The sequence below is a fragment of the Streptomyces sp. NBC_01549 genome (genome assembly GCF_026339955.1).
Taxonomy (GTDB): Bacteria; Actinomycetota; Actinomycetes; order Streptomycetales; family Streptomycetaceae; genus Streptomyces.
The window spans coordinates 2,248,832-2,273,299 of sequence record NZ_JAPEPW010000001.1 but is presented as its reverse complement, the minus strand read 5'-3'; the positions used below and the strand labels follow the sequence as shown (position 1 = coordinate 2,273,299).

21 protein-coding genes are annotated in these 24,468 nt (G+C 68.6%); 18 read left to right on the top strand and 3 right to left on the bottom strand.

From position 1 onward, the window contains the following. Positions 1–1,473 (top strand): acyltransferase, encoded by a 1,473-nt coding sequence (locus tag OG819_RS09915; RefSeq protein WP_266648986.1) that lies wholly within the window; start codon positions 1–3, stop codon positions 1,471–1,473. Positions 1,474–1,545: 72 nt separating this feature from the next. After that, positions 1,546–2,241 carry a demethylmenaquinone methyltransferase gene (locus tag OG819_RS09910; protein ID WP_266437487.1) on the top strand — a complete coding sequence of 232 codons (696 nt, stop codon included), beginning with the start codon at positions 1,546–1,548 and terminating at the stop codon, positions 2,239–2,241. Between the two features lie 49 nt (positions 2,242–2,290). On the opposite strand, the gene OG819_RS09905 is transcribed toward OG819_RS09910, so the two are convergent. Further along, positions 2,291–2,623 (bottom strand): PASTA domain-containing protein, encoded by a 333-nt coding sequence (locus OG819_RS09905; RefSeq protein WP_266584723.1) that lies wholly within the window; start codon positions 2,621–2,623, stop codon positions 2,291–2,293. A 59-nt stretch (positions 2,624–2,682) separates the two neighbouring features. Continuing rightward, a complete protein-coding gene (locus OG819_RS09900; RefSeq protein WP_266627430.1) occupies positions 2,683–3,189 on the bottom strand; it encodes a GNAT family N-acetyltransferase in 507 nt (168 codons plus the stop codon). 98 nt (positions 3,190–3,287) lie between these two features. Here OG819_RS09900 and OG819_RS09895 point away from each other — a divergent pair, with 98 nt between their 5' ends. Next, positions 3,288–4,583, top strand: a complete 1,296-nt coding sequence (locus OG819_RS09895; RefSeq protein ID WP_054232148.1) for a geranylgeranyl reductase family protein — start codon at positions 3,288–3,290, stop codon at positions 4,581–4,583. Between the two features lie 127 nt (positions 4,584–4,710). On the opposite strand, the gene OG819_RS09890 is transcribed toward OG819_RS09895, so the two are convergent. Further along, complete coding sequence (locus OG819_RS09890; protein ID WP_266648984.1) at positions 4,711–5,550, bottom strand: C40 family peptidase; 840 nt, start codon at positions 5,548–5,550, stop codon at positions 4,711–4,713. Positions 5,551–6,270: 720 nt separating this feature from the next. On the opposite strand from OG819_RS09890, the gene OG819_RS09885 reads away from it, so the two are divergent. The 15 genes from OG819_RS09885 (at position 6,271) to recQ (ending at position 24,446) form a co-directional block, all read left to right on the top strand. After that, positions 6,271–6,630, top strand: coding sequence for an NADH-quinone oxidoreductase subunit A (locus OG819_RS09885; RefSeq protein ID WP_007383963.1), 360 nt, complete (start codon positions 6,271–6,273; stop codon positions 6,628–6,630). A gap of 14 nt (positions 6,631–6,644) precedes the next feature. After that, positions 6,645–7,199 (top strand): NADH-quinone oxidoreductase subunit B family protein, encoded by a 555-nt coding sequence (locus tag OG819_RS09880; protein WP_003998928.1) that lies wholly within the window; start codon positions 6,645–6,647, stop codon positions 7,197–7,199. Further along, a complete protein-coding gene (locus OG819_RS09875) occupies positions 7,196–7,936 on the top strand; it encodes an NADH-quinone oxidoreductase subunit C (RefSeq protein WP_266627436.1) in 741 nt (246 codons plus the stop codon). The genes OG819_RS09880 and OG819_RS09875 overlap by 4 nt, the downstream gene beginning before the upstream one ends. Beyond that, positions 7,933–9,276: an NADH-quinone oxidoreductase subunit D gene (locus tag OG819_RS09870; RefSeq protein ID WP_266627438.1), complete on the top strand. Its 1,344-nt coding sequence runs from the start codon at positions 7,933–7,935 to the stop codon at positions 9,274–9,276. Before OG819_RS09875 ends, OG819_RS09870 begins: the two co-directional genes overlap by 4 nt. A gap of 29 nt (positions 9,277–9,305) precedes the next feature. Next, on the top strand, positions 9,306–10,115 hold the full coding sequence (gene nuoE, locus OG819_RS09865; protein WP_266634580.1) for an NADH-quinone oxidoreductase subunit NuoE: 810 nt from the start codon (positions 9,306–9,308) through the stop codon (positions 10,113–10,115). Continuing rightward, positions 10,112–11,461 carry an NADH-quinone oxidoreductase subunit NuoF gene (nuoF, locus tag OG819_RS09860; protein WP_266648983.1) on the top strand — a complete coding sequence of 450 codons (1,350 nt, stop codon included), beginning with the start codon at positions 10,112–10,114 and terminating at the stop codon, positions 11,459–11,461. The genes nuoE and nuoF overlap by 4 nt, the downstream gene beginning before the upstream one ends. Beyond that, the gene (locus OG819_RS09855; protein ID WP_266648982.1) at positions 11,458–13,962 is read left to right on the top strand and encodes an NADH-quinone oxidoreductase subunit G; all 2,505 of its coding nucleotides are present in this window, start codon (positions 11,458–11,460) and stop codon (positions 13,960–13,962) included. Before nuoF ends, OG819_RS09855 begins: the two co-directional genes overlap by 4 nt. Next, positions 13,959–15,335 carry an NADH-quinone oxidoreductase subunit NuoH gene (gene nuoH, locus OG819_RS09850; protein WP_266648980.1) on the top strand — a complete coding sequence of 459 codons (1,377 nt, stop codon included), beginning with the start codon at positions 13,959–13,961 and terminating at the stop codon, positions 15,333–15,335. Before OG819_RS09855 ends, nuoH begins: the two co-directional genes overlap by 4 nt. After that, on the top strand, positions 15,328–15,930 hold the full coding sequence (gene nuoI, locus OG819_RS09845; protein WP_266584737.1) for an NADH-quinone oxidoreductase subunit NuoI: 603 nt from the start codon (positions 15,328–15,330) through the stop codon (positions 15,928–15,930). Before nuoH ends, nuoI begins: the two co-directional genes overlap by 8 nt. Continuing rightward, the gene (locus OG819_RS09840) at positions 15,927–16,745 is read left to right on the top strand and encodes an NADH-quinone oxidoreductase subunit J (RefSeq protein ID WP_266627444.1); all 819 of its coding nucleotides are present in this window, start codon (positions 15,927–15,929) and stop codon (positions 16,743–16,745) included. Before nuoI ends, OG819_RS09840 begins: the two co-directional genes overlap by 4 nt. After that, positions 16,742–17,041 carry an NADH-quinone oxidoreductase subunit NuoK gene (gene nuoK / locus OG819_RS09835; RefSeq protein WP_018568277.1) on the top strand — a complete coding sequence of 100 codons (300 nt, stop codon included), beginning with the start codon at positions 16,742–16,744 and terminating at the stop codon, positions 17,039–17,041. Before OG819_RS09840 ends, nuoK begins: the two co-directional genes overlap by 4 nt. A 14-nt stretch (positions 17,042–17,055) precedes the next feature. Then, positions 17,056–18,969, top strand: a complete 1,914-nt coding sequence (gene nuoL / locus OG819_RS09830; RefSeq protein WP_266648978.1) for an NADH-quinone oxidoreductase subunit L — start codon at positions 17,056–17,058, stop codon at positions 18,967–18,969. A 5-nt stretch (positions 18,970–18,974) separates the two neighbouring features. Then, positions 18,975–20,546 (top strand): NADH-quinone oxidoreductase subunit M, encoded by a 1,572-nt coding sequence (locus OG819_RS09825; protein ID WP_266584740.1) that lies wholly within the window; start codon positions 18,975–18,977, stop codon positions 20,544–20,546. Next, on the top strand, positions 20,543–22,192 hold the full coding sequence (gene nuoN, locus OG819_RS09820; RefSeq protein WP_266648976.1) for an NADH-quinone oxidoreductase subunit NuoN: 1,650 nt from the start codon (positions 20,543–20,545) through the stop codon (positions 22,190–22,192). Before OG819_RS09825 ends, nuoN begins: the two co-directional genes overlap by 4 nt. Positions 22,193–22,454: 262 nt before the next feature. After that, positions 22,455–24,446 (top strand): DNA helicase RecQ, encoded by a 1,992-nt coding sequence (gene recQ, locus OG819_RS09815; RefSeq protein WP_266634581.1) that lies wholly within the window; start codon positions 22,455–22,457, stop codon positions 24,444–24,446. The last annotated feature ends 22 nt before the right edge of the window (positions 24,447–24,468 follow it).

Below are 24,468 nucleotides of genomic sequence, written 5' to 3'. Positions count from 1 at the left end.
ATGAGCTGGGGCTCGGAACAACAGCGGTACCAGGGATATGAGGGGTACCAAGGCCAGCAGGGGCAGCAGGGTCAGCAGGAGTACCAAGGCCAGCAGGGGCAGCAGGGGCAGCAGGGTCAGCAGGAGTACCAAGGCCAGCAGGGGCAGCAGGGGCAGCAGGGCCAGCAGGAGTACCAAGGCCAGCAGGGCCAGCCGGGATACGACTATGGGTACGGGCAGCAGCCCGATCCCTACGGCCAGGGTCCTCAGCCTCGGGTTCCCCAGCAGTACGGCTACGGCCAGGGGTACGCCGACCAGGGCCAGGTGTACGTCACCGAGACGGCACCCCTGCCGGTGATCGAGCCGGAGCCCGCGGTGGACGCCGCTGTCCGGACCGAGCCCAGCCCTGACGCCGGGGAGCCCGAGAGCCCGGCCGCCGGCCCCGCCCCGAAGGCCAAGGGCACCGGACGCGACCGGTACTTCGACGCGCTGCGCGCCGTCGCGCTGGTCCGTGTCGTGGCGTACCACACCTTCGGCTGGGCCTGGGCCGGCCTGGTCTTCCCGTCGATGGGCGTGATGTTCGCGCTCGCCGGCTCGCTGATGGCCAAGTCCCTGGAGCGCCCCGCGCTCAAGGTGGTCAAGAGCCGGATGCGACGGCTGCTGCCGCCCTTCTGGTTCTGGGGCTTCTTCGTCGTGGTGGCGATGCTGATCCACGACTGGATGCCGGGTTGGCAGATCGTCTTCTGGATCGTGCCGGTCGGCGACCCGCCGGGCAACGAGTGGGGCATCCAGGCCTGGGAGATCCTCTGGTACCTGCGGACGTACCTCTGGTTCGTCCTGATGTCCCCGCTGCTCCTGAAGGTCTTCCGCAAGGCCCCCCTCCCGGTCCTGCTCCTGTCCCTGGCCCCGATCCTGGTCTTCCAGTACGCCTGGCAGCCGTCGGACAACCGCTTCGGCAGCGGCCTGACGGACTTCGCGACCTTCCTGTTCTGCTGGCTGGTCGGCTTCGCGCACCGAGAGGGCGTGCTCCGGCGGCTGAAGCCGGCCCAGGTGATCCTGGCGTCGCTCGCCCTCCTGGCGTACGGCGGCTGGTACGCCTTCGCCCACCAGGCGGAGTTCGGCACCTACGACCTGGACGAGATCCCCGTCGCGCAGACCTTCTGGTCGGCCGGCTTCGTCACCCTGCTGATGTACTTCAAGGCGTACTACAACGTCGACTTCGCCTGGCTCGCCCGTTTCAAGCGGCTCGACCGGATTGTGACGATATTCAACGGGCGGGCGGTGACGATCTACCTCTGGCACGAGATCGCCCTCGTGCTAGCGGTCCCGCTGATCGACCAGTTCTGGAAGGTGCCCGCCTTCGAGAAGTGGCTGCCGCTGGAGAGCCAGTGGTTCATGTTCGGCATCGGCTGGGTGCTGATCTGGATCGCCATCCCGCTGGTCGGCTGGGTCGAGGACGTGGCCGCCAAGAAGAAGCCGAAGCTGCTTCCCTGAAGGGGGCGTGCGAGACCGGCGTACGGGCCGGGCGCCGCAGAGTCGCCCGGTCCGTGCTGCCACAATGGGGGAGTGACCCGCGCATCCCTGGACAAGCAGCCGCACGAAGTCGCCTCGATGTTCGACGACGTGGCGGAACGGTACGACCTGACGAACGACGTACTGTCGCTCGGCCAGGACCGGGTGTGGCGCAGGGAGGTCGCCAAGGCGGTCGACGCGCGCCCCGCGCAGAAGATCCTGGACCTGGCGGCCGGTACGGCGACCTCGTCCCTCCCCTTCGCCCGCACCGGCGCGTACGTCGTGCCCTGCGACTTCTCCCTCGGCATGCTCCGGGTCGGCAAGAAGAACCACCCCTGGCTGCCGCTGACCGCGGGTGACGCGACGAAGCTGCCCTTCAAGGACGACACCTTCGACGCGGTGACGATCTCCTTCGGCCTGCGCAACGTCCAGGACACCGACACCGCGCTGAGCGAGCTCTACCGGGTGACCAAGCCCGGCGGCCGCGTCGTGATCTGCGAGTTCTCGCACCCCACCTGGGCGCCGTTCCGCACGGTCTACACCGAGTACCTGATGCGTGCGCTGCCGCCGGTCGCCCGTGCCGTGTCCTCCAGCCCCGACGCGTACGTCTACCTCGCCGAGTCCATCCGCGCCTGGCCGAACCAGCCCGAACTCGCGGAGAAGCTGCGCAAGGCCGGCTGGTCGAAGGTGGCCTGGCGGAACCTGACGGGCGGCGTGGTGGCCCTGCACCGGGGCTACAAGGCCGTCTGACGGCTCCTCCGGGCCCACCTGGCGCTCTGGGCTCCGGAGAGTGCCTGTCTCACCTGAGCACCTCGAACGGGTCCCCGGGCTCGTCGAGCTCACGGCGCATGCCCCCCGACGGCGGTCGCGGCAGCCGCGGCTCCCGCACGCCCGCGCCGCCCTCCGCGTCACCGAGGTCGAACCACACGGTGACCACGGCCCCACGCGGCACCTCGGAGCCGGGCGGCGGGTATTGGCGTACGACGTAGTCGACGACGGTGAGATGGAAGTCGGGCCGGTCGGGCGCGGCGAGCAGCACACCTCGCGCGTCGGCCGTCTCGCGCGCGTCCACGGCCATCAGGCCGATGAGCCGCGGCACGCGCACTTCGGGTGTCTTGGGTGTCAGGCGCACGGACGTCACCCCCAGCGGTACCGGAAGGGTAAGCCCGGGGTCGGCCCTTCCGGAAGCCGTCAGAGGGCGAGGCGGTAGCAGTGCGCGGGCTCGGCCGACGTGGGATGGGCGAAGACCTCGGCCGACTCCATGCCGAGGCGCCGGGTCACGGCGATGGAGCGCTCATTGCCGGGTCTGACCATGGCGACGACGCCCGAGACGCCCGCCGCGCGCACCCGCTCCAGAGTGGTGAGCGCGGCGGCGGTGACGTACCCCTTGCCCCAATGCGCCCTGCCGAGCCGCCACCCGATCTCGATCTCGCCTCTCGGCCCCCACGCGCGCGGCCACGGCTGCGCGCCGGTGAAGCCCAGCACCTCACCCTCCGGGCCGACCATGGTCCACAGACAGAAACCCAGTTCGGCGTCATGCCGGCGCTGCCGCGCGGTGAGCTCCTCGTACACCGACAACTCGGCCGCCTTCCCGCCGTGGAACTCCATGACCTCCGGGTCGGCGAAGATCCGGTGCCAGGCGAACGCGTCCTCGTCGGTGGGGACACGCAGCCGTACGTCGGGCAGAGCTTGGTTCACGGGGCAACCCTTCAACCAGGTGATCAGTACCGCTGCATAGACTGCCCATGTCCAGTGCCCGTCAGCACGCAGATTTCGAGTCTTGGGGAGACCCCGCCGTGACCGAGCCCCAACCCCTCTCCGAAAACACCGCAGATGTGATCGTCGTCGGGGCTGGACCAGCCGGTTCCACGACCGCGTACTACCTGGCGAAGGCCGGACTCGACGTCCTGCTCCTGGAGAAGACCGCGTTCCCGAGGGAGAAGGTCTGCGGTGACGGCCTGACCCCGCGCGCCACCAAGCAGCTCGTCTCCATGGGGATCGACATCTCCGAAGAGGCCGGCTGGTTGCGCAACAAGGGCCTGCGCATCATCGGCGGCGGCGTCCGCCTCCAGCTGGACTGGCCGGATCTCGCCTCGTACCCGGACTACGGACTCGTCCGCAAGCGCGACGACTTCGACGAGCAGCTGGCCCGGCAGGCGCAGAAAGCGGGCGCGCGGCTGTACGAGCGCTGCAACGTCGGCGCCCCGATCATCGACGACCGCACCGGCCGCATCACGGGCGTGCACGCGAAGCTGGGCGACGCGGGGGAGAAGCGCGAGGTCACCTTCCACGCGCCGCTGGTCGTCGCCGCCGACGGCAACTCGACCCGTCTGTCCCTGGCGATGGGCCTGCACCGCCGCGAGGACCGCCCGATGGGCGTCGCGGTCCGTACGTACTTCACGTCCCCGCGCCACGAGGACGACTACCTGGAGTCCTGGCTGGAGCTGTGGGACCGCCGGGGTGCCGAGGACCGTCTGCTGCCCGGCTACGGCTGGATCTTCGGCATGGGCGACGGCACGTCGAACGTCGGCCTCGGTGTGCTCAACACCTCCGACTCCTTCAAGGAGCTGGACTGGCGCGAGGTCCTGAAGGCCTGGTGCGCGTCGATGCCGGAGGACTGGGGCTACACCCCGGAGAACATGACCGGCCCGATCCGCGGCGCCGCCCTCCCCATGGCCTTCAACCGCCAGCCGCACTACACCAAGGGTCTGCTGCTGGTCGGCGACGCCGGCGGCCTGGTCAACCCGTTCAACGGCGAGGGCATCGCCTACGCCATGGAGTCCGGCCAGATCGCCGCGGACGTCATCGTCCAGGCTCACGCCCGCTCGACGCCCACCCAGCGCGAACTGGCCCTCCAGCGCTACCCCCGCGTCCTCAAGGACACCTACGGCGGTTACTACACCCTGGGCCGTGCCTTCGTGAAGCTCATCGGCAACCCGAAGGTCATGAAGATCGCGACGCAGCGCGGCCTGACCCACCCGCTCCTGATGAAGTTCACCCTCAAGATGCTCGCGAACCTCACGGACCCGACCGGCGGCGACGCGATGGACCGCATCATCAACGGCCTGTCGAAGGTGGCACCGAAGGCCTGACGCCGACACGGGGCCCCCGGGGGCGGGTCCCGCCCCCGGGGCAGCACGACGAGGCCGCCACCCGCTCGGGTGGCGGCCTTCATGCCGTATGACTCACTCGGTCCCGCGACTCACTCGGTCCCGTGGCTCAGAGAACGCGCACCGCGCCCGTGGCCGGATAGCCCGAAAGGTCCTGAATCACCACACCCTTGGAAGGGTTGGCCGCGTCCAGGTACTGGCCGTTACCGATGTACACACCCACGTGGTACGCCGAACCGGCCGAACCCCAGTACAGGATGTCGCCGACCTGGACATTGGACAGCGAGACCGGCGTGCCGGACGTCGACTGGTCCTGAGAGACGCGCGGCAGGTCGACACCGACCTGCCGGAACGCGGCCTGCACGAGGCCGGAGCAGTCCCACGCGTTGGGGCCCGTACCGCCCATCACGTACGCGTCGCCGACCTGAGCCTTGAGGAAGGCGATGACGGTGGCGACACTGCCGCTGGCCGGGGCGGAGACGGTCGAACTCCCGCCGGAGCCCGTGGAGGCGGACAGGACGCTCCGCGTGGAGGACCGCGAGACGGCCTCGGCGGCCGCGGCCTTGCGCGCGTCCTCGGCCTTCTTCTTGGCTTCGGCCTTCTTCTTGGCGTCGGCGAGGTCCGCCTTGGCCTGCTTCGCGGCCTTTGCGGCGGCCGCGTCGCGCTCGGCCTGCAGTTCGTAGTTCGCCGCCGCCTGCTGCGTGGCGTCTGCGGACTGCGCGAGCTGGGTGGCCAGGTCGGCCGTAAGGGTGGGCAGTTCGAGGGTCTGGGTCGCGGACTCGGCTGCGTTTGCCGAACCAGCCGCACCGGCCACGGCCAAGGTGCTGAGAACGCCACCGGCAACTCCGGCGCGCATCGCGAGCGTCGTCGCGTTGCGGCGGGGCTTCCGGTGGTTGCGTATGTGAGCGGTGTGGGACATGGGTACAACCGGTATCAGGGACTCCCTCATACCTTCAAGAAACGTGTGGTGCGCCACAGTTGTTCAATCCGCCGCCGAATCCGGTTCGCGCCACTCCTTATTGACGCCGTAACGGGCATTCTGGACAGAGCTGATCAAGGCTTTGATCACGCCCTTTCCCCATTACGTCCGAATTGCCCTCCGCCTACCATTGGTTGCAGCCTGTGGCCAAGGCCCGTTTATCTGACTCATAGGCTGATGTGACGCAGGTCACGGAACGGTTGCCGGGTCGGCGGCGTCCGGCGCACATCTCTCGACCGTCCTCGCTCGTGAACGCGTGCACGCGTTGATGCCCGTCCACATTCGTCCACACCCCTCCCTCTGATGTGTGAACGGGCTCCACTATCAAGCCCCCGCGTCCAGCACCAATTTGCATGCACCGGAAGTCTCTTGATATTGAGATGCCGCCCCGGACCTGTGATGACGAGCGGAAATGTCACATCTGGTGATCGTGCGGACGCTTCGCGTATGAAGATCACCGCTCATCCGGCTTCATGATCCTTCGTCAGGTGGTGGAGATCACAAAGCTTGTGCAATACCCCGTGTCGCAGATCACAGACCGGCGGGCATAAGATGCGAGGCAGTTGGGCTTGTGACCTGCTTCACATGTCCGCGATCTTCGTCGGGACGCACGGGGTTCGTGGGACGGGTGGGGCGTGCTTGCCCGACGCAACCGCCAGCAGTCAGTGCCGACTGAGAGGAGCGAGGAGCGTGAACGCGTATGCGCCGATCCTCGTACTGGGAGCCCTCGGGGCAGGCTTTGCGATCTTCTCCGTGGTCATGGCCACGCTTATCGGTCCAAAGCGATACAACCGGGCCAAGCTCGAGGCCTACGAGTGCGGTATCGAGCCGACCCCCACGCCGGCCGGCGGCGGGCGCTTCCCCATCAAGTACTACCTGACGGCGATGCTCTTCATCGTCTTCGACATCGAGATCGTCTTCCTCTACCCCTGGGCCGTCACCTTCGACGCCCTGGGTGTTTTCGGGCTCGTGGAGATGCTGCTCTTCGTGCTCACCGTCTTCGTCGCGTACGCGTACGTATGGCGGCGCGGCGGCCTGGAATGGGACTGAGGGGCCTTTAAGACATGGGACTCGAAGAAAAGCTGCCGAGCGGATTCCTGCTGACCACCGTCGAGCAGGCCGCGGGCTGGGTGCGCAAGGCGTCCGTCTTCCCCGCCACGTTCGGACTCGCGTGCTGCGCCATCGAGATGATGACGACCGGCGCGGGCCGCTACGACCTCGCGCGCTTCGGCATGGAGGTCTTCCGCGGCTCGCCGCGCCAGGCCGACCTCATGATCGTCGCCGGTCGCGTCAGTCAGAAGATGGCGCCGGTGCTGCGGCAGGTCTATGACCAGATGCCCAACCCCAAGTGGGTGATCTCCATGGGGGTATGTGCGTCATCGGGTGGAATGTTCAACAACTACGCCATTGTGCAGGGCGTCGACCACATCGTCCCGGTAGACATCTATTTGCCCGGCTGTCCGCCGCGGCCCGAGATGCTGATGGACGCGATCCTCAAGCTCCACCAGAAGATCCAGACCTCGAAGCTCGGCGTGAACGCCGAGGAGGCGGCCCGCGAGGCGGAGGAAGCGGCGCTCAAGGCTCTCCCCACCATCGAGATGAAGGGCCTGCTGCGGTGAGCGACGTGAACGGCAACGGGGTGAACCCCGAGAAGGACCTCGGCGCCTCGAACCTCCCCGGCCAGCGCGGCGAGGGCGGCGAGGAGATCCGCGTCCAGCGCGGCATGTTCGGCGCCAACAACGGCGGCGACACCACCGGCTACGGAGGCCTGGTCCGCTCCGTCCGGCTCCCCGGCCCGGCCACCCGCCCCTACGGCGGCTGGTTCGACGAGGTCGCCGACGAGCTGGAAGGCGCCCTGGAGGAACAGGGACTCGTCCCCGACAACGCCATCGAGAAGACGATCGTCGACCGCGACGAGCTCACCTTCCACATCGAACGCGAGTACCTGGTCCGGGTCGCCCAGACCCTCCGCGACGACCCGGCCCTGCGCTTCGAACTGTGCACGGGCGTGAGCGGAGTGCACTACCCCAGCGACAAGGGCCGGGAGCTGCACGCCGTCTACCACCTGCGCTCGATCACCCACAACCGGCTGATCCGCCTCGAAGTCAGCGCCCCCGACGCCGACCCGCACGTCCCCTCGCTCGTCTCCGTCTACCCGACGAACGACTGGCACGAGCGCGAGACGTACGACTTCTTCGGCCTGATCTTCGACGGCCACCCGGCACTGACGCGGATCATGATGCCGGACGACTGGCAGGGCCACCCGCAGCGCAAGGACTACCCCCTCGGTGGCATCCCCATCGAGTACAAGGGCGCCCAGATCCCGGCTCCGGACCAGCGGAGGTCGTACTCATGAGCACGCAGACCCCTTCTTCCGGCGCGTCAGCCGCGGCGGCGCGGGAGACGACCGAGGGCACCGTATATACGGTCACCGGTGGCGACTGGGACGAGATCGCCCAGTCCGCGGCGAAGTCCGACGACGAGCGCATCATCGTCAACATGGGCCCGCAGCACCCGTCCACCCACGGCGTGCTCCGGCTCATCCTGGAGATCGACGGTGAGACGGTCACCGAGGCCCGCTGCGGCATCGGCTACCTCCACACCGGCATCGAGAAGAACCTCGAGTTCCGCACGTGGACGCAGGGCACCACGTTCGTGACGCGCATGGACTATCTGACGCCGTTCTTCAACGAGACGGCCTACTGTCTCGCCGTCGAGAAGCTCCTCGGCATCGAGGACCAGATCCCCGACCGCGCCTCGATCATCCGTGTCCTCCTGATGGAGCTGAACCGACTCTCCTCCCACCTGGTGTGCATCGCCACCGGAGGCATGGAACTCGGCGCCACCACGATCATGATCTACGGCTTCCGTGATCGTGAACTCATTCTCGACATCTACGAGCTGATCACCGGCCTGCGGATGAACCACGCGTACATCCGCCCTGGCGGACTCGCCCAGGACCTGCCGCCCGGCGCGGTGGACCAGATCCGCGAGTTCGTGAAGAAGATGCAGAAGAACCTTCCCGAGTACGACAAGCTCGCCACCGGGAACCCCATCTTCAAGGCCCGCATGCAGGACGTCGGCTACCTCGACCTAGCCGGCTGCATGGCCCTCGGCGCCACCGGCCCGATCCTGCGCTCGGCGGGCCTGCCGCACGACCTGCGCAAGGCCCAGCCGTACTGCGGCTACGAGACGTACGACTTCGACATCCCGACCGCCGACACCTGCGACTCCTACGGGCGCTTCCTGATCCGCCTGGAAGAGATGCGCCAGTCGCTGCACATCGTCGAGCAGTGCCTGGACCGGCTGCAGCCCGGCCCGGTCATGGTCGCCGACAAGAAGATCGCCTGGCCCGCCCAGCTCGCGCTCGGCCCCGACGGTCTCGGCAACTCCCTCGACCACATCAAGAAGATCATGGGCACCTCCATGGAGGCCCTGATCCACCACTTCAAGCTGGTGACCGAGGGCTTCCGCGTCCCGCCGGGCCAGACGTACGCGGCGGTCGAGTCGCCCAAGGGCGAGCTCGGGGTGCACGCCGTGTCCGACGGAGGCACCCGCCCCTACCGGGTCCACTTCCGGGACCCGTCCTTCACCAACCTTCAGGCCATGGCGGCGATGTGCGAGGGCGGCCAGGTGGCCGACGTCATCGTCGCCGTCGCGTCCATCGACCCCGTGATGGGAGGCGTCGACCGGTGACCACCACCCCCGAGGGCGTCAGCCTGGGCATGCCCCAACTGCCCGCGCCCGACTATCCGGACGACGTTCGAGCCCGGCTCGAAGCGGACGCGCGCGAGATCGTCGCCCGCTACCCGGACTCCCGTTCGGCGCTCCTTCCGTTGCTGCATCTCGTGCAGTCGCAGGAGGGCCACGTCACGCGCACGGGCATGCGGTTCTGCGCGGACGTACTGAACCTGACCACGGCCGAGGTCACCGCCGTCGCGACCTTCTACTCGATGTACCGGCGCAAGCCGAGCGGTGACTACCAGGTGGGTGTCTGCACCAACACCCTGTGCGCGGTCATGGGCGGCGACGCGATCTTCGAGGCCCTGCAGGACCACCTGGGCGTCGGCAACGGCGAGACCACCGACGACGGCAAGGTCACGCTGGAGCACATCGAGTGCAACGCGGCCTGCGACTTCGCACCGGTCGTGATGGTCAACTGGGAGTTCTTCGACAACCAGACCGTGGCCTCCGCGAAGCGCCTCGTCGACGACCTGCGTGCGGGAGCACAGGTCGCACCCACCCGCGGCGCCCCCTTGTGCACCTTCAAGGACACCGCGCGGATCCTGGCGGGCTTCCCCGACGAGCGCGAGGGAGCCGTGGAGGCGGGCGGCAGCGCGGGCCCCGCCTCACTGATCGGTCTCCGCCTGGCCAAGGGGGAGAACGTCGCCGCGCGCGTGGTCCACCCACGTGGTGGTGGGGCACCGCAGGACCAGCCGCCGGCCGAGCACCTGAGCTCGCACGACGCGCCGCAGGACACATCGGCCTCCGATCCGTCGCACCCGTCGGGTCCCGCAGCCGAGGAGGGGGAGTGATGACGTTGGCACCCGAGATCGACGAGACCAGCCCCGAGAAGCTGCTCGCACCCGTGCTGTCGGCCTTCTGGGACGAGGAGAAGTCCTGGACGCTGGACGTCTACCGGAGGCACGAGGGGTACGAGGGGCTGCGCAAGGCGCTGGCCATGTCGCCGGACGACCTGATCGCGTACGTCAAGGACTCCGGTCTGCGCGGACGGGGCGGCGCGGGATTCCCCACCGGAATGAAGTGGCAGTTCATTCCTCAGGGCGATGGCAAACCTCACTATCTAGTTGTCAACGCCGACGAGTCGGAGCCGGGAACCTGCAAGGACATCCCGCTCCTCTTCGCGAACCCGCATAGCCTCATCGAGGGCATTGTGATCGCGTGTTATGCCATCCGGTCTTCGCATGCGTTCATCTATCTCCGCGGTGAAGTCGTCCCCGTATTGCGGCGGTTGCACGAGGCCGTTCGAGAGGCCTACGCGGCGGGCTACCTGGGCGAGAACATCCTGGGCAGCGGACTCGACCTCAAGCTCACCGTGCACGCGGGCGCGGGCGCGTACATCTGCGGTGAGGAGACCGCACTGCTCGACTCGCTCGAAGGCCGCCGTGGTCAACCGCGGCTCCGTCCCCCCTTCCCAGCCGTCGCGGGCCTCTATGCGTGCCCGACTGTGGTGAATAACGTCGAGTCGATCGCGTCAGTTCCCGCAATTCTCCAAAAAGGCAAGGAATGGTTCAGGTCGATGGGCAGCGAGAAGTCCCCGGGCTTCACGCTCTACTCGCTCAGCGGCCATGTCGCCAGCCCCGGCCAGTACGAGGCACCGCTCGGTGTCACACTCCGTCAACTCCTCGAGATGAGCGGCGGGATGCGCCCCGGCCACCGGCTGAAGTTCTGGACGCCGGGCGGCTCCTCGACCCCGATGTTCACCGACGAGCACCTCGACGTCCCTCTTGATTACGAAGGAGTGGGTGCCGCGGGTTCCATGCTCGGCACCAAAGCACTCCAGTGCTTCGACGAGACGACCTGCGTGGTGCGGGCGGTCACCCGGTGGACCGAGTTCTACGCCCACGAGTCCTGCGGCAAGTGCACGCCCTGCCGCGAAGGGACTTACTGGCTCGTGCAGTTGCTGCGCGACATCGAGGCCGGCAAGGGCGTCATGTCGGACCTCGACAAGCTGAACGACATCGCCGACAACATCAACGGCAAGTCGTTCTGCGCCCTCGGCGACGGCGCGGCCTCGCCGATCTTCTCCTCGCTCAAGTACTTCCGCGAGGAGTACGAGAAGCACATCACGGGCCGCGGCTGCCCCTTTGACCCGGCCAAGTCCACGGCTTGGGCCGACCGCACGGAGGTGAACGCATGACGGTGACCACCAGCGCTCCCTCGGGAGGGGGAGAGGCGGCGGTTCCGCCGGAGGATCTCGTCTCGCTGACGATCGACGGAGCCGAGATCAGCGTGCCCAAGGGCACCCTGGTCATCCGGGCCGCCGAACAGCTCGGCATCGAGATCCCCCGCTTCTGCGACCATCCGCTGCTCGACCCGGTCGGCGCCTGCCGCCAGTGCATCGTCGAGGTCGAAGGCCAGCGCAAGCCCATGGCGTCCTGCACGATCACGTGTACGGACGGAATGGTGGTGAAGACTCACCTCACCTCGCCCGTCGCCGAAAAGGCCCAGCACGGTGTGATGGAGCTGCTGCTCATCAACCACCCGCTGGACTGCCCGGTCTGCGACAAGGGCGGCGAGTGCCCGCTGCAGAACCAGGCGATGTCGCACGGCAACGCCGAATCCCGCTTCGAGGGCAAGAAGCGGACCTACGAGAAGCCGGTCCCGATCTCCACGCAGGTGCTGCTCGACCGGGAGCGGTGCGTGCTGTGCGCCCGCTGCACCCGCTTCTCCAACCAGATCGCGGGCGACCCGATGATCGAGCTGATCGAGCGGGGCGCGCTCCAGCAGGTCGGCACCGGCGAGGGCGACCCGTTCGAGTCGTACTTCTCCGGGAACACCATCCAGATCTGCCCGGTCGGCGCGCTGACCTCGGCGGCGTATCGCTTCCGCTCGCGACCTTTCGACCTCGTCTCCTCGCACTCGGTGTGCGAGCACTGCGCGGGCGGCTGCGCGACCCGCACCGACCACCGCCGCGGCAAGGTGATGCGGCGGATGGCTTCCCCCGACCCCGAGGTCAACGAGGAGTGGCTCTGCGACAAGGGGCGGTTCGGGTTCCGGTACGCGCAGCAGCGGGACCGGCTCGACACACCCCTCGTACGGGGTGAGTCGGGTGAACTGGAGCCGGCTTCCTGGCCCGAGGCCCTGGAGGCGGCGGCCCGGGGCCTTTCGGTGGCCCGCGGCCGGACCGGCGTTTTGACCGGCGGCCGCCTCACCGTCGAGGACGCCTACGCCTACAGCAAGTTCGCGCGCGTGGCCCTCGACACGAACGACATCGACTTCCGCGCGCGCGTGCACAGCGCCGAGGAGGCCGACTTCCTGGCGTCCCGGATCGCCGGTCGCGGACGGGACCTCGACGGTACGGGCGTCACGTACACCTCTTTGGAGAAGGCGCCCGCCGTCCTCCTCGTCGGCTTCGAGTCCGAGGAGGAGGCGCCCGGCGTCTTCCTGCGGCTGCGCAAAGCGTGGCGCGGGCACGGGCAGAAGACCTTCTCGCTCGCCACGTACGCGACACGCGGCCTGGAGAAGGCGGGCGGCACGCTGCTGCCCGCCGCGCCCGGTACCGAGACCGAGTGGCTGGACGCCCTCGCGAGCGGCGTCGGCGTGGAGGGCGACGGTGCCAAGGCCGCCGAGGCGCTGCGCACCGAGGGCGCGGTGATCGTCGTCGGCGAGCGGCTCGCGGGCGTGGCGGGCGGGCTCACCGCCGCCGTACGGGCCGCGGCCGCGACGGGCGCCACGCTGGTGTGGATCCCGCGCCGGGCCGGGGAGCGCGGCGCGATCGAGGCGGGCGCGCTGCCGTCGCTGCTGCCGGGCGGGCGTCCGGCCACCGACCCGCGCGCGCGGGAGGAGGTCGCCGCCGTCTGGGGCGTCTCCCAGCTCCCGCACCGCTACGGGCGCGACACCGGCCAGATCGTCGAGGCCGCCGTTGGTGGGGAGTTGCTGGCCCTGGTGGTGGCGGGGGTGGAGGTCGCCGACCTTCCCGACCCGGCACGCGCGCGTGCGGCCCTTTCCGAGGTCGACTTCCTGGTGTCGCTCGAACAGCGGCCCGGTGAGGTCACCGAGTACGCGGATGTCGTCCTCCCGGTGGCCGCGGTCGCCGAGAAGGCGGGCACCTTCCTGAACTGGGAAGGCAGGGTCCGCTTCTTCGAGGCCGCGCTCAAGCCCGACCAGATGACTCGCCGCCTGGCACCCACCGACGCGCGCGTCCTGCAGATGCTGGCCGACGCCATGGATGTACACCTGGGTCTGCCGGATCTGCGCACCACGCGCGGGGAGCTGGACCAGCTCGGGCCCTGGAGCGGCCTGCGGGCCACCGGACCCGTGGAGATCGCGGCATCGCTGCCGCGTCCCGCCGCGGGAGAGGCCGTGCTCGCGGGCCACCGGCTGCTGCTCGACCGGGGCCGCCTCCAGGAGGGGGACGACGCGCTCGCCGGGACCCGGCACGCGGCACGCGCGCGTGTGTCGGCGGCCACGGCCGCCGAGGCGGGCGTCAAGGAAGGTGACCTCCTCGCGGTCACCGGCAGCGCCGGAACCATCGAACTCCCGCTGCAGATCACCGAGATGCCCGACCGCGTGGTCTGGCTCCCGCTGAACTCCACCGGAGGAGGCGTCGCCTCCGACACGGGGGCGCTGCCCGGCGCACTCGTCCGCATCGGCCCGGCGACGCTCGTCGACGAGGCCCCCAAGGAGGTGGAGGCATGAGCAGTCTGTACCTCGCCACTGAAGACCTCTCCATGTTCGGCCGCGACCCCTGGTGGCTGGTCGTCGTCAAGGCGGTCTTCTGCTTCGCCTTCCTGATGATCACCGTGCTGTTCTCGATCGTGTGGGAGCGCAAGGTCGTCGCCTGGATGCAGCTGCGCATCGGACCCAACCGGCACGGCCCCTGGGGCATGCTCCAGTCGCTCGCCGACGGCGTGAAGCTGATGCTCAAGGAAGACGTCATCGTCAAACGCGCGGACAAGGTGGTCTACGTCCTCGCGCCGATCGTCGCGGCCATCCCGGCCTTCATGGCGATCGCGGTGATCCCCTTCGGCCCGGCCGACAACGAGATCTCGATCTTCGGCCACCGCACCACGATGCAGCTCACGGACCTGCCGATCGCGATGCTCTACATCCTCGCGGTCGCCTCGGTGGGCATCTACGGGATCGTGCTCGCGGGTTGGAGTTCTGGATCCACCTACCCGCTGCTGGGCGGTCTGCGGTCCTGCGCGCAGATGATCTCGTACGAGATCGCCATGGGCGCCGCTTTCGCCTCGGTGTTCCTCTACTCCGGGTCGATGTCGACCTCGACGATCGTCGAGCAGCAGCACGACCGCTGGTACATCATCCTGCTGCCGGTCTCGTTCGTGATCTACATCATCACGATGGTCGGCGAGACCAACCGCGCCCCCTTCGACATGCCGGAGTCCGAGGGCGACCTCGTCGGCGGCTTCAACACCGAGTACTCGTCGATCAAGTTCGCGCTGTTCATGCTCGCCGAGTACGTGAACATGGTGACGGTCTCGGCCGTGTCGACCACGCTCTTCCTGGGCGGCTGGCGGGCCCCGTGGCCCATCAGCACCTTCTGGGAGGGGGCCAACCACGGCTGGTGGCCGATGCTCTGGTTCGTGGTGAAGGTGCAGCTGCTGCTGTTCTTCTTCATCTGGCTGCGCGGCACGCTGCCGCGCGTCCGCTACGACCAGCTGATGAAGCTCGGCTGGAAGGTCCTCATCCCGGTCTCCGTGGTCTGGCTGATGCTCGTCGCGACCGTACGGACCCTCAAGAACGAGAACTACGACTTCGCCGACATCGCCCTGTACGTCGGTGGCGGTGTCCTCGTCCTGCTGCTGCTCTCGTTCGCCGCGGACATCTTCCGTGACAAGCAGGGGGCCCAGGAAGGGCCCGCCGAGCCCGCCGCCTTCGACCCGATGGCCGGTGGATTCCCGGTGCCGCCGCTGCCGGGACAGGAGCTGCCACCCGTGCCGCGGCGCCGCCCGCGCCGCGAGCCCGAGTTGATTGTCAGTGGCGGGTCGGATACTGCGAGTGACGGATCGAATGGCGGATCTCGTGACGGAAAGGAGGGGTCCGATGGCTGAGGAGCCGAAGGAGACCAAGCCCGGTTTCCAGAACCCCGTCGCCGGCTTCGGCGTGACCTTCAAGGCCATGTTCAAGAAGCGCCTGACGGAGCAGTACCCGGAGCAGCAGAAGACCACCGCCCCGCGGTTCCACGGCCGGCACCAGCTCAACCGTCACCCGGACGGTCTGGAGAAGTGCATCGGCTGCGAGCTGTGCGCCTGGGCCTGCCCCGCGGACGCCATCTATGTGGAGGGCGCGGACAACACCGACGAGGAGCGCTACTCGCCGGGCGAGCGGTACGGCCGCGTCTACCAGATCAACTACGCCCGCTGCATCCTGTGCGGCCTGTGCATCGAGGCGTGCCCCACCCGCGCGCTCACGATGACGAACGAGTTCGAGCTCGCCGACTCCAGCCGCGCCAACCTCATCTACACCAAGGAGCAGCTGCTCGCCGGGCTCGAGGAGGGCATGGTCGACACACCGCACTCGATCTTCCCCGGCACGGACGAGCAGGACTACTACCGGGGTCTGGTGACCGAGGCGGCGCCCGGCACCGAGCGCCAGGTCGCCGTCTCCAAGGGCGAGAAGCCCACGGAAGAGGGGGTGGGGGCATGAGCGCGCAGCTCGCCGCCTACTCCACCTCCACCGGAGAGGCCTTCCAGTTCTGGGTCCTCGGCACGGTCGCCGTGATCGGCGCCCTGTGCACCGTCTTCATGAAGAAGGCCGTGCACAGCGCGCTCTGTCTCGCCGGGACCATGATCATTCTGGCGGTGTTCTACCTTGCCAACGGCGCCTACTTCCTGGGCGTCGTGCAGATCGTCGTCTACACCGGCGCGATCATGATGCTGTTCCTCTTCGTGGTCATGCTCGTCGGTGTCACCGCGGCGGACTCCCTGAAGGAGACCATCAAGGGGCAGCGCTGGCTGGCCCTGCTGTGCGGACTCGGCTTCGGCGTCCTGCTCATGGCGGGCATCGGCAACGCGTCCCTGAAGGACTTCAACGGCCTGAGCAAGGCCAACGCCAACGGGAACGTGGAGGGCCTCGCCGCCCTCATCTTCACGAAGTACGTGTTCGCCTTCGAAATCACCGGCGCCCTGCTCATCACGGCCGCCGTCGGCGCCATGGTGCTCACGCACCGCGAGCGCACCGAGCGCGCCAAGACCCAGCGCGAGCTGTCCGAGCAGCGCGTACGGGAAGGCAAGCACGTACCACCGCTGCCGGCCCCCGGTGTCTACGCCCGGCACAACGCGGTGGACATCGCGGGCCTCCTCCCGGACGGCACCCCGTCCGAGCTGACGGTCAGCAAGACGCTGCGGGACCGCGGCCAGATCCGTGACGTGTCCACGGAGGCGCTGAGCGATCTGAAGGCGCTGGAGCAGCGGGCCGAAGAACGCCTGGAGCGCACGAAGACGGAGGAGGCGTCCAAGTGAACCCGGTCAACTACCTCTATCTCGCCGCCCTGTTGTTCACGATCGGCGCCACCGGCGTGCTGATCAGGCGCAACGCGATCGTGGTGTTCATGTGCGTCGAGCTCATGCTCAACGCCTGCAACCTCGCGTTCGTCGTCTTCTCCCGCATGCACGGCAACCTCGACGGCCAGATCATCGCCTTCTTCACGATGGTCGTCGCCGCCGCGGAGGTCGTGGTCGGGCTCGCGATCATCGTGTCGCTCTTCCGTTCTCGCCACTCGGCCTCGGTCGACGACGCCAGCCTGATGAAGCTGTAAGGGGTCGCTGAATCGTGGAGAACCTGATTGCGCTGCTGGTAGCGGCGCCTCTGCTCGGAGCGGCCGTACTGCTGTGCGGCGGCCGGCGGCTCGATGCCGTCGGCCACTGGATCGGCACGGCGCTCGCGGCCACGTCCTTCGTGATCGGCGCGATCCTCTTCGCCGACATGCTGGGCAAGAGCGCGGACCACCGGGCCATGAGCCAGTACCTGTTCAGCTGGATCCCCGTCGAGGGCTTCCAGGCGGACGTCTCCTTCCAGCTCGACCAGCTGTCGATGACGTTCGTCCTGCTGATCACCGGCGTCGGCTCGCTGATCCACCTGTACTCGATCGGGTACATGGAGCACGACGAGCGGCGCCGCCGCTTCTTCGGCTATCTGAACCTGTTCCTCGCGGCGATGCTGCTGCTCGTCCTCGCCGACAACTACCTGCTGCTGTACGTCGGCTGGGAGGGCGTCGGCCTCGCCTCGTACCTGCTGATCGGCTTCTGGCAGCACAAGCCCAGTGCCGCCACCGCCGCGAAGAAGGCCTTCCTGGTCAACCGCGTCGGCGACATGGGCCTGTCGATCGCCATCATGCTGATGTTCACCACCTTCGGGTCCTTCGCCTTCGGGCCGGTGCTCGGCACCGAGGGGCACCCGGGGCTCGTCGGCGGCGCGACCGAGGGCAAGGTCACCGCCGTCGCCCTGATGCTGCTGCTCGCCGCCTGCGGCAAGTCCGCCCAGGTGCCGCTGCAGTCCTGGCTCGGGGACGCGATGGAGGGCCCGACCCCGGTCTCGGCCCTCATCCACGCCGCGACCATGGTGACCGCGGGTGTCTACCTCATCGTCCGCTCCGCCGCGATCTTCAACGCCGCGCCCGACGCCCAGCTCGTCGTCACCGTGGTCGGTGCCGTCACGCTCCTGTTCGGTGCGATCGTCGGTTGCGCGAAGGACGACATCAAGAAGGCGCTCGCCGGATCGACGATGTCGCAGATCGGCTACATGGTGCTGGCCGCGGGTCTCGGCCCCATCGGCTACGTCTTCGCGATCATGCACCTGGTGACGCACGGCTTCTTCAAGGCCGGACTGTTCCTCGGCGCCGGCTCGGTCATGCACGGCATGAACGACGAGGTCGACATGCGCAAGTACGGCGGCCTCCGCACGTACATGCCGATCACCTTCGTCACCTTCGGCCTCGGCTACCTCGCCATCATCGGCTTCCCGGGCCTGTCCGGCTTCTTCTCCAAGGACAAGATCATCGAGGCGGCCTTCGCCAAGGGCGGCACCGAGGGCTGGATCCTCGGCGGTGCGGCCCTGCTGGGCGCGGCCATCACGGCGTACTACATGACCCGCGTGATGATCATGACCTTCTTCGGGGAGAAGCGCTGGCAGCCGGATGCCGAAGGCCATGAGCCGCACCCGCACGAGTCCCCTAGGTCCATGACGATCCCCATGATCGTGCTGGCCTTCGGATCGGTCTTCGCGGGCGGTTTCTTCAGCATCGGCGACCGCTTCCTCAACTGGCTGGAGCCGGTCACCGGGCACTCGGAGGGCAACTCGCCCGTCAGCGCCCTCACGGTCACGCTGGCCACCATGGCGCTGCTCGTCGTCGGCGCCGGCATCGCGTACGCCCAGTACGGGCGCAGCCCCGTCCCGGTCGTCGCCCCGCGCGGCTCCCTGCTGACCCGGGCCGCCCGGCGCGACCTGCTCCAGGACGACTTCAACCACGTCGTGCTGGTGCGCGGCGGGGAGCACCTCACCCGCTCCCTGGTGTACGTCGACCACACCCTGGTCGACGGGGTCGTCAACGGCACCGCGGCCTCCATGGGCGGCCTCTCCGGGCGCCTGCGCAAGCTGCAGAACGGCTATGCGCGCAGTTACGCGGTCTCGATGTTCGGCGGTGCGGCCATCCTCGTCGCCGCGACCCTGCTGATGAGGGCGGTCTGATACCGATGTCCTTTCCTCTGCTGACAGCGACGGCGGCGCTCCCGGCGGTCGGGGCGATCGCCACGGCCGCCGTGCCGGCCGCGCAACGCGTCGCCGCCAAGTGGCTGGCGCTGCTCGTCTCGCTCGCCACGCTGGTCCTGGCCGCGATCGTGCTCGTGCGGTTCGACCCCGGCGGCGACCGCTACCAGCTCACCGAATCCCACGCCTGGATCAAGGAGTTCGGGGTGCGGTACGAGCTGGGCGTGGACGGCATCGGGGTGGCGCTCGTCGCGCTGACCGCGCTGCTGATGCCGTTCGTGATCCTGGCGGGCTGGCACGACGCCGACCCGCACGAGACAGGAAGCAGGCGCTGGCGGCCGACTCAGGGCTTCTTCGGCCTGATCCTGGCCGTCGAGGCGATGGTGATCATCTCCTTCGAGGCCACCGACGTCTTCCTCTTCTACATCTTCTTCGAAGCCATGCTGATCCCGATGTACTTCCTCATCGGCGGCTTCGGGGACCGCGCCCACGAACACGGCGACAAGGCGGCGGCGACCCAACGCTCCTACGCCGCGGTGAAGTTCCTCCTCTACAACCTGGTCGGCGGCCTGATCATGCTGGCCGCCGTCATCGGTCTCTACGTAGTGGCCGGGAACTTCTCGCTCCAGGAGATCGTGCAGGCCCGCGCCAACGGCTCGCTGCACATGGCGACCAACACGGAGCGGTGGCTGTTCCTCGGCTTCTTCTTCGCGTTCGCGGTGAAGGCGCCCCTGTGGCCGCTGCACACCTGGCTGCCCAACGCCATGGGCGAGGCCACAGCCCCGGTCGCGGTCCTGATCACGGCGGTCGTCGACAAGGTCGGCACCTTCGCGATGCTCCGCTTCTGCCTCCAGCTCTTCCCGGAGGCGAGCAAGTGGGCGACGCCGGTCATCCTCGTCCTCGCCCTCATCAGCATCATCTACGGGGCGCTGCTCGCGGTCGGCCAGCGGGACATCAAACGGCTGGTGGCGTACGCGTCGATCTCGCACTTCGGGTTCATCATCCTGGGCATCTTCGCGATGACCAGCCAGGGCCAGTCGGGCGCGACGCTCTACATGGTCAACCACGGGATCTCGACCGCCGCCCTGATGCTGGTGGCGGGCTTCCTGATCTCGCGGCGCGGCTCGCGTCTGATCGCCGACTACGGAGGGGTGCAGAAGGTCGCTCCGGTGCTCGCAGGCACCTTCCTGATCGGCGGCCTGGCGACCCTCTCGCTCCCCGGGCTCGCGCCCTTCGTGAGTGAATTCCTGGTCCTGGTGGGCGCGTTCGAGCGCTACCCGGCCGTCGGCATCGTCGCCACCTTCGGCATCGTCCTCGCCGCGCTCTACACGCTCGTCCTCTACCAGCGGACGATGACGGGCCCGGTGAAGGCGGAGGTCGCCGAGATGCCCGACCTCAGGGTGCGTGAGCTCCTGGTGGTCGCCCCGCTGATCGCCCTGCTGATCTTCCTGGGCGTCTATCCGAAGCCGGTCACCGACATCGTCAACCCGGCGGTCCAGCAGACCATGTCCGACGTCCATAAGACGGACCCCAAGCCCGAGGTGGAGGCGGCCAAGTGAGTACAGCAGCCGTCCACAGCCTGTGGACAACCGCGGCCGAACCGATCTCCAAGATCAACGCGCCGAAGATCGAATACGGGCAATTGTCGCCCACCCTGATCGTCATCGGGGCGGCGCTCGTAGGAGTGCTCGTCGAGGCCTTCGTGCCGCGCAGGTCCCGCTACTACACGCAGGTGTTCCTGTCCGTCGTCGCGCTCGCCGCCGCCTTCGCCGCGGTGGTCGCACTGGCGGCGGGCGGATACGGCACCACGAAGGCGCACATCGCGGCCATGGGCGCGATCGCCGTCGACGGACCGTCCCTGTTCCTGCAGGGCACGATCCTGCTGGTGGGCATCCTCGGCGTCTTCACCTTTGCCGAGCGGCGGCTCGACCCGGAGGCACACGGCAACCGCGTCGACTCGTTCGCCGCGCAGGCCGCCTCCGTGCCCGGCAGCGAGAGCGAGAAGGCCGCGGTGAAGGCCGGGTTCACCACCACCGAGGTGTTCCCGCTGCTGCTCTTCGCGATCGGCGGCATGCTGGTCTTCCCGTCGGCCAACGACCTGTTGACCCTGTTCATCGCGCTGGAAGTCTTCTCGCTGCCCCTGTACCTGCTGTGCGCCGTGGCCCGCCGCAAGCGGCTCATGTCGCAGGAGGCCGCGGTCAAGTACTTCCTGCTCGGAGCCTTCGCCTCCGCGTTCACCCTCTTCGGCATCGCTCTGCTCTACGGCTACGCGGGCTCCGTGTCGTACGCGACGATCGCGCAGGTCGTGGACGGCACGATCCCGAACGTCGACCTGGCGCTCGCCGGTACCATGGGCAACGACGTGCTGCTGCTCATCGGCGCCGCGATGGTCGTCATGGGCCTGCTCTTCAAGGTCGGCGCGGTGCCCTTCCACATGTGGACCCCGGACGTCTACCAGGGCGCGCCGACACCGGTCACCGGCTTCATGGCCGCGGCGACGAAGGTGGCGGCCTTCGGGGCGCTGCTGCGGCTGCTGTACGTTGTCCTGCCGGGCCTGCGCTGGGACTGGCGACCGGTCATGTGGGCCGTCGCGATCGTCACCATGCTGGGCGGTGCGATCGTCGCGATCACCCAGACCGACATCAAGCGGCTCCTGGCGTACTCGTCCATCGCGCACGCCGGATTCATCCTCGCGGGCGTCATCGCGACCTCGCCGGACGGCGTCTCGTCGGTCCTCTTCTACCTGGCCGCGTACTCGTTCGTGACGATCGGGGCCTTCGCGGTCGTGACCCTGGTCCGGGACGCGGGCGGCGAGGCGACGCACCTGTCCAAGTGGGCGGGCCTCGGACGCCGCTCACCGCTGGTGGCGGCCGTCTTCGCGGTCTTCCTGCTGGCCTTCGCGGGCATCCCGCTGACCTCCGGCTTCGCCGGGAAGTTCGCCGTCTTCAAGGCGGCGGCGGAGGGCGGCGCGGGCCCGCTGGTCGTGGTCGGTGTGATCTCGTCGGCGATCGCGGCGTTCTTCTACATCCGGGTGATCGTGCTCATGTTCTTCAGTGAGCCGAGGCCGGAGGGACCGACGGTCGCCGTGCCCTCGCCGCTGACCATGACGGCGATCGGGTTCGGCGTGGCGGTCACGCTGGTGCTGGGCGTGGCCCCGCAGTACTTCCTGGACCTGGCGAGCCAGGCGGGAGTCTTCGTTCGCTGAACCACGCATGGGCCGCTGAACCACGCATGGGCCGGGCCCCGCTCCCTTCTCGCGAGGGGGCGGGGCCCGAGCTGTGATCGGCGCATCGCGCGTCTCATGTGAATCGAACGCGCGGGCTGCGCCGTGCAGGGGAGTGAGAGCGGCCGGACGCGAGTGCGTAGGGAAGCCGAACGGTCGCAGCCTGTGGATAACTCTCGGGCTGTCGGCGCGGACCCCTATCGTGGACGCAGTGGTCGAGGCGCGACGTACGGGGGACAGGACGATGGGCGGGACGGGTGTGATGACCGAAGCGGACGCGACGGAGACGCTGGGAGAGAGCGAGGCACTGGCCACGCTCCACCGGGTCTTCGGGTACGACGCCTTCCGCGGTGAGCAGGAAGCGATCATCGAGCATGTGGTGGCGGGCGGTGACGCTGTCGTCCTGATGCCGACGGGTGGCGGCAAGTCGCTCTGCTACCAGATTCCGGCCCTGGTCAGACCCGGTACGGGAGTCGTGGTCTCCCCCCTCATCGCGCTGATGCAGGATCAGGTGGACGCGCTGCGCGCGCTGGGCGTACGCGCCGGGTTCATGAACTCCACGCAGGACTTCGACGAGCGGCGCGTGGTTGAGGCCGAGTTCCTGGCAGGAGAGCTCGACGTGATCTACCTGGCGCCGGAGCGGCTGCGCCTGGAGACCACGCTGGACCTGCTGTCACGCGGGAAGATCTCCGTGTTCGCGATCGACGAGGCGCACTGCGTGGCCCAGTGGGGGCATGACTTCCGCCCCGACTATCTGGCGCTCTCACTGCTCGGTGAGCGCTGGCCCGATGTCCCGCGCATCGCGCTGACGGCCACGGCCACCCGCGCGACGCACAAGGAGATCACCCAGCGCCTGGCCATGCCGACCGCCCGCCACTTCGAGGCGAGCTTCGACCGGCCCAACATCCAGTACCGGATCGTGCCGAAGGCCGACCCCAAGAAGCAGCTGCTGTCCTTCCTGCGCGAGGAGCACGCGGGCGATGCGGGCATTGTGTACTGCCTCTCCCGCAACTCGGTCGAGAAGACGGCCGAGTTCCTCTCGCGCAACGGCGTAGAGGCGGTGCCGTACCACGCGGGTCTGGACTCGGGCACCCGCGCCGCCCACCAGTCGCGCTTCCTGCGCGAAGAGGGCCTCGTCGTGGTCGCCACCATCGCCTTCGGGATGGGCATCGACAAGCCGGATGTGCGGTTCGTCGCCCACCTCGACCTGCCCAAGTCGGTCGAGGGCTACTACCAGGAGACGGGACGCGCGGGCCGCGACGGGCTCCCGTCCACGGCATGGATGGCGTACGGGCTTCAGGACGTCGTCCAACAGCGCAAGATGATCCAGGGCTCGGAGGGCGACGAGGCGTTCCGCCGTCGGGCCGCCGCCCACCTGGACTCGATGCTGGCCCTGTGCGAGACGGTCCAGTGCCGGCGCTCCCAGCTCCTGGCCTACTTCGGGCAGGACCCGCACACCCCGGCATGTGGCAACTGCGACACATGCCTCGCACCGCCCGAGACCGCGGACGGCACGGTCGTGGCACAGAAGCTGCTGTCCACGGTGGTACGGCTGCAGCGCGAGCGCGGACAGAAGTTCGGCGCCGGCCAGATCATCGACATTCTGCTGGGGCGGCGCACCGCCAAGGTGATCCAGTTCGATCACGACCAGCTGTCGGTGTTCGGCATCGGAGAGGAGCTTGCCGAGTCCGAATGGCGCGGCGTGGTGAGGCAGTTGCTGGCACAAGGACTGCTCGCGGTCGAGGGCGAGTACGGGACGCTCGTGCTGACCGAGGAGAGCGGGACGGTGCTGCGGCGCGAGCGCGAGGTGCCGCTCCGCAAGGAGCCGCCGAAGCCCACCGTCTCCCGCTCGTCGTCCTCCTCGTCCTCGCGGGGCGATCGCAAGGCCAAGGCCGCCGCGGCCGACCTGCCCCAAGAGCTCGTCCCCGCCTTCGAGGCCCTGCGCTCCTGGCGCGCCGAACAGGCCAAGGAACAGGGTGTTCCCGCGTACGTCATCTTCCATGACGCCACGCTCCGGGAGATCGCCACGGTGTGGCCCACCTCGGTCGAAGGCCTCGGCGGCATCAGCGGGGTGGGTGAGAAGAAGCTCGCGACGTACGGGGAGGGCGTCATCGGAGTGCTCGCCTCCCTGGATGGCGGCGCCCCCGGAGGAGCACCGGCTCCTGCGGCCGGTGAGGCACCGGACCCGGACTGGCCCGAGATGGACGCGGAGCCGGAGCCGGAGGACTGGATATAGGGCGCCCCGGCCCTCCGCCCGG